General features: G+C 44.3%; 7 protein-coding genes and 1 riboswitch. Of the genes, 5 read left to right on the forward strand and 2 right to left on the reverse strand.

Annotated features, from left to right (window positions below):
- Positions 1-79: 79 nt before the first annotated feature.
- On the reverse strand, positions 80-637 hold the full coding sequence (locus AB8613_RS06895) for a single-stranded DNA-binding protein (protein ID WP_017061342.1): 558 nt from the start codon (positions 635-637) through the stop codon (positions 80-82).
- 278 nt (positions 638-915) lie between these two features.
- Here AB8613_RS06895 and AB8613_RS06900 point away from each other — a divergent pair, with 278 nt between their 5' ends.
- The 4 genes from AB8613_RS06900 (at position 916) to AB8613_RS06915 (ending at position 7,435) form a co-directional block, all read left to right on the forward strand.
- Complete coding sequence (locus tag AB8613_RS06900; RefSeq protein ID WP_060982966.1) at positions 916-1,563, forward strand: LuxR C-terminal-related transcriptional regulator; 648 nt, start codon at positions 916-918, stop codon at positions 1,561-1,563.
- Positions 1,564-1,720: 157 nt separating this feature from the next.
- The gene (gene galU / locus AB8613_RS06905; protein WP_061019114.1) at positions 1,721-2,593 is read left to right on the forward strand and encodes a UTP--glucose-1-phosphate uridylyltransferase GalU; all 873 of its coding nucleotides are present in this window, start codon (positions 1,721-1,723) and stop codon (positions 2,591-2,593) included.
- A gap of 150 nt (positions 2,594-2,743) precedes the next feature.
- Positions 2,744-5,575 (forward strand): excinuclease ABC subunit UvrA, encoded by a 2,832-nt coding sequence (gene uvrA, locus AB8613_RS06910; protein WP_102478994.1) that lies wholly within the window; start codon positions 2,744-2,746, stop codon positions 5,573-5,575.
- A 96-nt stretch (positions 5,576-5,671) separates the two neighbouring features.
- Entirely contained in the window at positions 5,672-7,435 is a 1,764-nt protein-coding gene (locus AB8613_RS06915; RefSeq protein ID WP_285955107.1) for a PglL family O-oligosaccharyltransferase, read from the forward strand.
- Between the two features lie 101 nt (positions 7,436-7,536).
- Here AB8613_RS06915 and AB8613_RS06920 read toward each other — a convergent pair whose 3' ends face one another.
- Positions 7,537-8,676 carry an alanine--glyoxylate aminotransferase family protein gene (locus tag AB8613_RS06920; protein ID WP_146490459.1) on the reverse strand — a complete coding sequence of 380 codons (1,140 nt, stop codon included), beginning with the start codon at positions 8,674-8,676 and terminating at the stop codon, positions 7,537-7,539.
- Positions 8,677-8,852: 176 nt separating this feature from the next.
- Positions 8,853-9,030: riboswitch (Lysine riboswitch) on the forward strand.
- 108 nt (positions 9,031-9,138) lie between these two features.
- On the opposite strand from AB8613_RS06920, the gene lysC reads away from it, so the two are divergent.
- On the forward strand, positions 9,139-10,506 hold the full coding sequence (gene lysC, locus AB8613_RS06925) for a lysine-sensitive aspartokinase 3 (RefSeq protein ID WP_285955106.1): 1,368 nt from the start codon (positions 9,139-9,141) through the stop codon (positions 10,504-10,506).
- The last annotated feature ends 28 nt before the right edge of the window (positions 10,507-10,534 follow it).

A 10,534-nucleotide genomic window follows, 5' to 3' on the forward strand; every position in this document is an offset into this window, starting at 1 on the left:
ATTGTAGGTAACAAAAAGCCGCGATAAACGCGGCTTTTTCCAATTTAATACTATCTTTATAATATATTAAAAACAGAGCTTAAAATGGGATGTCATCATCAAAATCCATTGGCGGCTCATTATATTGAGGTTGAGCCTGCTGAGGAGCTTGTTGAGGTGCTTTCGGCTGCTGTTGAGCTGGAGCACTGTATTGTTGTTGCTGTTGTTGTGGCTGCTGTGGCTGACCCCAACCACCTTGCTGTTGGTTGTTACCCATGCCACCTTGAGCAGGAGCACCGCCTTGAGCACGGCCGCCAAGCATTTGCATCACACCATTGAAGCCTTGAACAACCACTTCAGTTGTGTAGCGATCTTGACCGCTTTGATCTTGCCATTTGCGCGTTTGAAGTTGACCTTCAATGTAAACTTGAGAACCTTTACGTAGGTACTCACCAGCAACTTCCGCAAGCTTGCCAAACAGAGCAACACGGTGCCATTCTGTTTTTTCGCGCTGCTCGCCAGTTGCTTTATCACGCCATGACTCTGACGTTGCAATGGTAATGTTCGCTACTGCGCCGCCATTTGGCATGTAACGAATTTCAGGGTCATTACCTAGGTTACCCACTAATATAACTTTGTTAACTCCACGGCTAGCCATGATTTGCTCCGTCTAAATTCATAGTCTCAGAAAATTTTTAGCGCACAAGAATAGCACGCTTTTCTGCTGTGATAAATCGCTTCCTATTCTCACTCCACTACAAAGAATAAAAACGTAACAAATCATGATATTCAGAGCGATGTTGCTTTTTTCTCCACTTACAAACCACTCATTTACTTCGCAGATTGATATTCAACGCAAGTCATAAACAAGGTACTAGAGAAGCGAAAGCGTGCATGACAACGTGAAATCTCATGTTATTAGAACACGGAGTTTCAATGAGAAAGTCTCGATATGCTCGCACTTTACACTTTATGTGCATCGATCCAAGCGACACCTACCTACACGTAAAAGAGATAGAAAAGCACTTATCTATTATCCTTTATAAGATGACACCGGACGATTTAATGCTTGTTGATAGAAAACAGAGTAACCGAATCTTGCTCGTCGATTACAGAGAGGTACCACAACTACTGATTATTTGCCCTAACCTGACTGTTATGTGGAAAAATCACGAAATCATTTTATTCAATGTACCCCAGCAACTTCCAACCTCAGAGCTGCTTACCTATGGGGTACTAAAAGGACTCTTTTACAACACTGAACAAAAGGACAAGATTGCTCGTGGTCTTCAAGAAGTCATTGATGGCGATAACTGGCTGCCAAGGAAGGTAACCAATCAACTGTTGTTTTATTATCGTAATATGGTCAATACCAACACGACACCAACCAATGTTGATTTAACCATTCGTGAGATCCAAGTGATTCGCTGCCTTCAATCAGGGTCATCAAACACACAAATCGCCGATGACTTGTTTATTAGTGAGTTCACGGTTAAATCTCACCTTTATCAAATATTCCGGAAGTTGGCAGTCAAAAATAGGGTTCAAGCCATTGCTTGGGCAAACCAGAACCTACTTGCATAATCGATCCGCCTCTTAGTCTGACGATAATTTTGAGGGAAGCTCTAGTAAACCATGGCTATTGTTGCTGAATTTTCGACATAACTTGTGCTAGAGTTGCCCTCAGAAATATCAACCACTCAGGTTGAATCAATAATTATTATAGATAAAGGGTCTTATCATGATCAAAAAGTGCCTTTTCCCGGCTGCTGGCTACGGTACACGTTTTTTACCAGCTACTAAGTCAATGCCGAAAGAAATGATGCCTGTAGTAAACAAACCTCTGATTGAATACGGTGTAGAGGAAGCTATCGAAGCTGGTATGGATGGAATGTGTATCGTCACTGGTCGTGGTAAGCATTCATTGATGGACCACTTTGATAAGAACTACGAGCTTGAGCACCAAATTAGCGGCACCAACAAAGAAGACCTTCTAATTAATATCCGTGAAACGATTGAAGCGGCAAACTTCACCTACATTCGCCAACGTGAGATGAAAGGTTTAGGTCACGCTATCTTAACGGGTCGCGAACTCGTTGGTGATGAACCGTTCGCTGTTGTACTTGCCGATGACCTTTGTGTTAACGAGCAACAAGGTGTATTAGCTCAAATGGTTGCTCTGTACAAACAGTTCCGCTGTTCTATCGTTGCAGTTCAAGAAGTACCAGAAGAAGAGACACACAAGTACGGTGTTATCTCTGGCGAAATGATTAAAGACGATCTTTTCCGTGTTGATGACATGGTAGAGAAGCCAGAACAAGGTACTGCTCCAAGCAACCTAGCGATCATTGGTCGTTATATTCTGACTCCGGATATCTTTGAACTTATCGAACAGACTGAACCAGGTAAAGGCGGCGAGATCCAGATTACCGATGCATTGCTAAAACAAGCAAAAGCGGGCTGTGTATTAGCTTACAAATTTAAAGGCCAACGTTTTGACTGTGGTAGTGTTGAAGGTTATATCGAAGCAACAAACTACTGCTTTGAAAACCTATACAAAAAAGACCAAAAGCAAATCGAGTTAGGTAAACACTCGACCAAGAAAGAAGCATAACGCCCGGTTAATAACTAGCGTTTCGAATTGTAAAAGGGTGACTCTGTGAGTCGCCCTTTTTTGTTTTACTGTTTTTTTATCCAGTAAAACTTTGCACGAATCTCACTCTATGTAATACTTTAGCCACTTAAAATTACATGGTCTATTGAGATGGATAAAATAGAAATCAGAGGCGCTCGTACGCATAACCTCAAAGACGTCAACCTAACCATACCTCGTGATAAGCTGACGGTTATCACAGGATTATCAGGTTCAGGAAAGTCGTCACTTGCGTTTGATACTCTCTACGCAGAAGGTCAACGTCGTTATGTTGAGTCTTTGTCGGCTTACGCTCGTCAATTTCTATCTCTTATGGAAAAGCCTGATGTCGACCACATTGAAGGCTTGTCTCCTGCGATCTCAATAGAACAAAAATCGACGTCACATAACCCTCGTTCAACCGTCGGTACTATTACTGAAGTCTATGACTACCTTAGATTACTGTACGCGCGAGTTGGCGAACCTCGCTGTCCAGATCACAATATCCCCCTCGCGGCGCAAACTATCAGCCAAATGGTCGATAAAGTATTAGAACTGCCTGAAGGCTCAAAGATGATGTTAATGGCACCGATCGTCAAAGAGCGCAAAGGCGAACATGTTAAAACACTGGAAAACTTAGCTGCGCAAGGCTTTATCCGTGCGCGCATTGATGGTGAAACCTGTGACCTATCCGATCCACCAGCACTTGAACTTCATAAAAAGCACACCATTGAAGTCGTGGTAGACAGATTTAAGGTTCGTCCTGATCTTCAACAGCGTTTAGCCGAGTCATTCGAGACCACATTAGAGCTATCTGGTGGTATTGCTGTCGTCGGTTGGATGGACGAAACAGATCAAGAAGAAATCGTATTTTCTGCTAACTTCGCTTGTCCAAAGTGTGGCTACAGCATGCAAGAGCTTGAGCCTCGCCTATTCTCTTTCAATAATCCAGCAGGGGCATGCGGTACTTGTGATGGCCTTGGGGTTCAGCAGTATTTTGATCCAAGCCGAGTGATTTTAGATGAGAACCTCAGCATAGCTGAAGGTGCAATCAAAGGTTGGGATCAAAAGAACTACTACTATTTCCAGATGCTAACGTCGTTGTCAGAGCATTATGGTTTTGATCTATATGCGCCATTTAATTCTCTACCTAAAAAGACTCAAGAGATCATTCTAAAAGGATCAGGTCGTACTGAAGTAGAATTCAAGTACATCAATGACCGAGGTGACATTCGAGTTAAGCGTCATCCATTCGAGGGAATTTTAAATACCTTAGAGCGCCGTTATCGTGATACTGAATCTAGCGCGGTGCGTGAAGATCTCGCCAAGTACATTTCAACCAAGTCTTGTTCAAGCTGTGATGGCACTCGCTTAAGATTAGAAGCTCGAAATGTTTTCATTGGTGATACAACACTGCCGGAAATCGTTGAACTGAGCATTGCTGACGCACTACAATTTTTCCAAGAATTGAAGTTAGACGGTCAGCGTGGGCAGATCGCAGATAAAGTGATGAAAGAGATCAATGATCGTCTACATTTCTTAGTCAACGTAGGTTTGAACTACCTTAACCTATCACGCAGTGCTGAAACGCTGTCTGGTGGTGAGGCGCAACGTATTCGCTTGGCGAGTCAAATCGGTGCCGGTTTAGTTGGCGTTATGTATGTACTGGATGAGCCATCAATTGGACTCCATCAGCGCGATAATGAACGTCTACTGCAAACCTTAATTCACCTCAGGGACTTAGGTAATACCGTGCTAGTCGTGGAGCATGACGAAGATGCAATTCGTTGTGCTGACCATGTTATCGATATCGGTCCAGGGGCGGGGGTGCATGGTGGACACGTGGTAGCAGAAGGCACCATGCAAGACATCATCGACAACCCGAACTCTTTGACAGGCCAATACTTGAGCGGTGCCAAAGAAATTGCAGTGCCAGAAAAGAGAACACCTATCGATAAGAAAAAGGTCGTAGAGATTGTAGGCGCAACGGGGAACAACCTAAAGAATGTCACTGCGACGATTCCTGTAGGCTTATTCAGTTGTATTACGGGGGTATCAGGTTCGGGGAAATCCACGCTGATCAATGACACCTTCTTCAAAGTCGCCCACACTCAATTAAACGGGGCCACGACTGCAGTTCCTGCACAACACAAAAAGATTAAAGGATTAGAACATTTTGATAAGGTGATCGACATAGATCAAAGCCCTATCGGTCGTACACCAAGATCAAACCCTGCAACTTATACAGGGATTTTTACTCCTATTCGTGAACTATTCGCGGGCACACAAGAGTCACGTTCTCGTGGTTATAAACCAGGTCGATTCAGCTTTAACGTTCGTGGTGGCCGTTGTGAGGCTTGTCAGGGCGATGGCGTAATCAAAGTAGAGATGCACTTCTTGCCGGATGTGTATGTACCTTGCGATGTGTGTAAAGGCAAGCGCTATAACCGTGAAACACTAGAAGTTCGTTATAAAGGTAAAACCATTGACGAAGTTCTAGAGATGACCGTAGAAGATGCGCGTGAGTTCTTCAATCCGGTTCCGGTGATTGCTCGTAAACTGCAAACACTCATGGACGTGGGTCTATCTTACATTCGCTTAGGGCAAGCTGCGACAACCTTATCTGGTGGTGAAGCACAACGTGTTAAATTGGCGCGTGAGCTATCGAAGCGAGATACTGGAAAAACCTTATACATTCTCGATGAGCCAACAACAGGTCTTCATTTCCACGATATCCAGCAGTTGTTAACGGTACTACATAGACTGCGCGATCACGGTAATACGGTTGTCGTGATTGAGCACAACTTAGATGTCGTTAAAACAGCAGACTGGATCCTAGATCTTGGCCCAGAAGGCGGACAAGGTGGTGGCGAGATTGTTGCAGAAGGTACACCTGAAGATGTGGCGTTAGTCGAAGGTTCACACACCGCTCGCTTCCTTAAGCCTATGTTAAATTTGAAGTAGGTGTAAAATAGCGCCCTGCGAGCAGACAGAAAAATGTTAAAGTAACAGAGCTTGTTTCAGAAGGAACAAGCTCTGTTTTTATAAGGTTAGGGATTTATGGCAACAATACACACTAGCGGCACCCAGCTAGAAAATCAGGTCACTCAGCTACCACTCAACAAAGCATTTCTGGCTTCTTTAGCTGTTGTATTCTTGTTAGCCATGCATTTTTTCATGCCTAATCCTGGAGGCTCGGGGCTTGCGTTATCATTTAACCCAACAACTTGGCTGGCGCTAAGCTTCACGCTAGCAATTGGCTTTTACCAACTCGCTACCAACCGAGTACTTAAGTATTCAAAATTAACGATTGGCTTGTTGATAAGCTGTATCATACTCACGCTACCCATTTTATACAGCAATGCCGCACCTCAAGGAGCATCAGGACGCTTGCTTGGATTGTGGGCAGGCTTTGCATTATTTGTCGTGCTGCAACAATTTAAGTTCAGCAATAAACACAAGCAGCGCATGTTGTGGTTCATTGTGCTTGCTGTTGTTATACAAGCACTATTTGGCTATATGCAATATTTCTTATTAGAGCCTGGCAACCTATTTGGTTACAACACTGCTGCAAACCGACCATATGGGATATTCCAACAACCGAATGTAATGGCCAGCTTTTTAGCTACGGGGTTTGTGCTGTCCGCTTACCTTTTGGCAAGACAGCCCGCTAAATATAATCACAAAATTAGCGAGTCATTCTTACTATACCTAACCCCAACCTTAACCGTACCATTGCTGATCATCATCGCATCACGTACCGGATGGTTAGCAGCACTCATCGGCTTTGTGTGTATTCTTCCTTACCTATATAAATTTTCGACCAAGAAGCGCTTCTATGGATGGTGCTCATCAGTTGTTGTAGGTATTGTGGTTGCGTTTACTGTAATAAACCTTAGCGCTACAGATAGCATAGCGAGTAAGAAAGCGAACCTAGAAAGCCCTCGCGCTTACACCTTCCCTCAAACACTAGACATGTTGGTAGAGAAACCATTTACTGGTTACGGCTACGGGAAATTTGAATCAGAGTACACCCTTTATACCGCTCGTCAGCACCAACTCAATTCAAACTATCATCCAGGTCTTCCTTCAATGGATCACCCCCACAATGAGTTTCTGTTTTGGGGGGTAGAAGGGGGAATTGTACCAATCATCGGGATCTTGATTGCTGCAATATTGGTTATGTCACGTATAGCAAGTTCTGCAAAGGGAACGCGTCTAGCCCTGCTCGCTTTATTCATCCCAATTCTTTTGCACTCTCAGCTTGAGTATCCTTTTTATCACTCGGCGATTCACTGGATAACATTCATTATATTGATTTACTGGGTCGATCAGCGCTCTTCCCGACATTATCAACAGCCGTTCAGTATCATCAGCAAGACCCTGTTTAGAGTGTCGAGCTTAGTAATACCTATCTTAGTCAGTTTTTATATGTTGAGCGCCCTGCATACCAACTATGTACTGACTAAGTTTGAACTTTCTAAACCGAAGAACCCAGACATTCTTAAGCAGGTAACGAACCCTGTGGTGTGGAAAGATCGCTACGATTGGGATATATACAGCACCTACCTAAACATTGGTCTTTATAAAGGTGACCCTAGCCTTATTCAGCCCTACGTTGATTGGTCACTAGAGATCATAAAGAGTAAACCAAGACCAGCGTTCTACAGTAACCTGATCCTTGCTTACCAAGGTTTAGGGGAAGAAAGCAAAGCGGAACAAATCCGTAGTGAAGCAAAGTTTTTATTTCCAAACAGAGACTTTTCACAGGTTCAATACAAGAAAATATCTCAAGCAGAAAACAATGTCTCATCGGCAGAGTAGCCAAGGACTAGAGAGATGTAACTATTGCATCTTATTTTTAGAACAAACACAAAAAAGCGCACGAGGATCGTGCGCTTTTCTTTGAAACGAGTCTAATTCGATTATTTAAGTACATCTTGCAGCGCTTTAAGACACAGCGCGACATTCTCTTTGCGAGCACCGTAGCCCATCAAGCCGATACGCCATGCCTTACCAGCCAAAGAACCAAGCCCTGCACCAATCTCAAGGTTATACTCTTCTAAAAGCTGCGTTCTGATCTTAGCCTCATCAATGCCTTCAGGGAAATAAAGTGCGTTCAGCTGCGGCAAGCGGCTCTCTTCATCGACCACAAACCTTAACCCTAATGCTTCTACACCTTCTTTAAGCTCTTGGTGCATAGCATGATGACGAGACCACGCATTATCTAGGCCTTCATTTTTCAATAGAACGAGAGACTCGTGCAGTGCATAAAGGCTATTTACGGGTGCGGTATGGTGGTAGCTGCGCTTACCTTCACCGCTCCAGTAACCTAATACTAGGCTTTGATCTAAGAACCAACTTTGCACTGGCGCTTGACGGGCTTTCATTTTATCAACGGCACGCTGAGAGAAAGTCACCGGAGATAGACCCGGCACACAAGACAAACACTTTTGACTTCCAGAATAAACCGCATCAAGCTGCCACTCATCAACCAGCAATGGCACACCACCTAGTGATGTTACTGCGTCAACAATCGTTAACGCATCAAACTGACGAGCGATAGCTGAGATAGCTTGAGCATCAGATAGCGCTCCGGTTGATGTCTCTGCATGAACAAAAGCCACAGCAACAGCATCGGGATTGTCTGTCAATGCTTGCTCGACCTTTTCAACTGAGACGGGCTTGCCCCACTCGTCGTCAACAAGGATGGCTTCGCCACCACAACGCACCACGTTTTCTCGCATACGCTCACCGAAGACACCGTTACGACAAACGATCACCTTTTCACCAGGCTCAATCAAGTTAACAAAACAGGTCTCCATACCCGCACTTCCCGGAGCAGAAACGGCAATCGTAAATTCGTTTTCCGTCTGAAAAGCGTATTTAAGAAGCTGTTTAAGCTCATCCATCATCGCAATAAACAGTGGATCTAGATGACCTATGGTTGGGCGACTCAAAGCCTGCAGCACTTGAGGCGAGATATCAGAAGGACCCGGTCCCATTAACGTTCGGTGTGGTGGATAAAAGCTATCGATAGCAGTAGTGAGTGTTAAATTAGACATGTACATCCCTTACGTTAATGTTGTGAACAATCCACCCTAAAGCAAATTGATTACCTCAGCAATTAGCCATAAGTATTGAGGTCAAACCACTGTCACATAATTGTTAAAATTATTTTTCAATTATCTCAAGTTACCAATTGACATTGTTACCGCAAACACGTTCAATGAAATGGCTATCTAGCAGAAGAGGAGCACTGCCCAGGCAGATGTTTTGTGGAACCGCATTTCCAATACAAAACATTTATGGGGAGCAGTGCCGAGATAATAAAAGGATGCAGGACCTTTATTATCGGTTGAGCGGGCTGAATCCCGTCAACTGTCGCCATTTCTATATGGTGAAGAGCTTCTGGGGTTACTATTCTAATAATTCCTCTCTTTTTGCTCTAAAACTCTCTTCGAAAAACATCGGACGTTGGATTACCCAACAGTAATTTTATTTTAGGAAGTCGTGGGAGATATATCGTGAGTGCATCTAATGTAGCTGGTTCTTTTAATGTCGCTAAGTTTGGCGGAACAAGTGTTGCCAACTTTGAAGCCATGAGCCGCTGTGCTGCCATTATTGAAAACAACTCAAATACGAAATTAGTCGTGAGTAGTGCATGTTCTGGTGTGACCAATTTGCTGGTTGAACTGGCGAATGGTGTTCAAGACAAAGCTCGTCGTCAGGAACTAATGACGCAATTAACGGACATTCATAATGCGATTCTTGACCAACTCGCAGACCCAATCAGCATCGAAAAAGAAGTTCACAGCATTCTTGATGACATTGCGAGCGCAGCAGAAGCCGCATCATTTCAAGCAAGTACTAAGCTGACTGATCACCTTGTAGCATGTGGCGAGTTGATGTCGACACACATCCTTGCTCAAATCCTTCGCGAGCGCGGAACACCTGCGGTTCGTTTCGATATCAGAGAAGTGATGCGCACCAATGATGATTTCGGAAAAGCAGAACCACAGCTAGAAGAGATTGCTGCTTTGGCAAAAGAGAAATTGATTCCACTGTGCCAACAACAAGTTGTCGTTACCCAAGGCTTTATCGGTGCTGATAGCGAAGGTAACACCACGACCCTAGGCCGCGGTGGCAGTGATTATTCAGCGGCACTGATTGCCGAGTCGGTACAAGCGATTGGCTTAGAGATCTGGACGGATGTTCCGGGTATCTATACTACCGATCCACGTATTGCTCCTAAGGCCTCTCCTATCCCAGAGATCAGCTTCAGCGAAGCATCGGAAATGGCAAACTTTGGCGCGAAGATCTTACACCCATCGACTCTAGTCCCGGCACTACGCCACCAAATTCCGGTATTTGTCGGCTCATCAAAAGCACCAGAGCTCGGTGGCACATGGATTCGTCAACAAGTTGAAAGCTCCCCTCTGTTCAGAGCGCTTGCCCTACGCTGCAACCAAACCATGGTTACGCTACGCAGCGCCAATATGTTCCATGCTTATGGCTTCCTCGCAAAAGTGTTCGAGATCCTCGCTAAGCATAAGATCTCTGTCGATCTTATCACTACCTCAGAGATCAGTGTCTCACTCACTCTCGATCAAACAGATACATCAGGTGGTGCTCCTCAGTTGCCAGAAGCCGCTCGCATTGAGCTTGAGGATCTGTGTTCTGTAGATATTGAACACGACCTATGCCTTGTTGCTCTTATTGGTAACAACATGAGTGAAAGCAAAGGCTATGCAAAGCAGGTCTTCGGCACTCTAGAAGATTTCAACCTACGTATGATTTGTTACGGAGCAAGCCCACACAACCTATGTTTCTTATTAGATGAACCTGTATCTAAACTGGCAATTCAAAAACTGCATCAAGAGCTATTTGAATAAGAAAGCGTTTAATAGGTTGGTTTGAATT

The sequence above is a fragment of the Vibrio sp. BS-M-Sm-2 genome, assembly GCF_041504345.1.
GTDB classification, from domain to species: domain Bacteria; phylum Pseudomonadota; class Gammaproteobacteria; order Enterobacterales; family Vibrionaceae; genus Vibrio; species Vibrio satsumensis.

Excerpts from the sequence above, each read along its gene's own strand:
- AB8613_RS06920 (WP_146490459.1), bottom strand. The coding sequence starts at position 8,676 with ATGTCTAATTTAACACTCACTACTGCTATCGATAGCTTTTATCCACCA.
- AB8613_RS06915 (WP_285955107.1), top strand. The coding sequence starts at position 5,672 with ATGGCAACAATACACACTAGCGGCACCCAGCTAGAAAATCAGGTCACT.
- galU (WP_061019114.1), top strand. The coding sequence starts at position 1,721 with ATGATCAAAAAGTGCCTTTTCCCGGCTGCTGGCTACGGTACACGTTTT.
- AB8613_RS06900 (WP_060982966.1), top strand. The coding sequence starts at position 916 with ATGAGAAAGTCTCGATATGCTCGCACTTTACACTTTATGTGCATCGAT.
- AB8613_RS06895 (WP_017061342.1), bottom strand. The coding sequence starts at position 637 with ATGGCTAGCCGTGGAGTTAACAAAGTTATATTAGTGGGTAACCTAGGT.
- uvrA (WP_102478994.1), top strand. The coding sequence starts at position 2,744 with ATGGATAAAATAGAAATCAGAGGCGCTCGTACGCATAACCTCAAAGAC.